Here is a 218-nt window from a genome sequence, read left to right as displayed (position 1 = left end):
GTGATTATTGATGATATCACAGATCCAGTGATACCAACATTATCTGATATCACAGGCGAATGTTCAGCCACAGCCACCGCACCAACCACAACGGATAACTGCTCAGGAACACTCACAGGAACCACAAGTGATCCACTAACGTATAATTCGCAAGGGACATTTGTAATCAACTGGACCTTCGATGATGGAAACGGCAACAGTATTGTTGTGCCTCAGAA

Annotated in this window: 1 protein-coding gene; it reads left to right on the top strand. The window is 44.5% G+C overall.

The features are described from left to right. Positions 1-218: hypothetical protein (locus Q0951_RS17095; protein WP_299339551.1), on the top strand; the 218-nt coding region annotated here is incomplete at both ends.

This window comes from uncultured Psychroserpens sp., from assembly GCF_947501425.1.
Lineage (GTDB): Bacteria > Bacteroidota > Bacteroidia > Flavobacteriales > Flavobacteriaceae > Psychroserpens.
The sequence above is the reverse complement of the archived record's forward strand: the minus strand, read 5'-3'. Positions and strand labels throughout refer to the sequence as shown.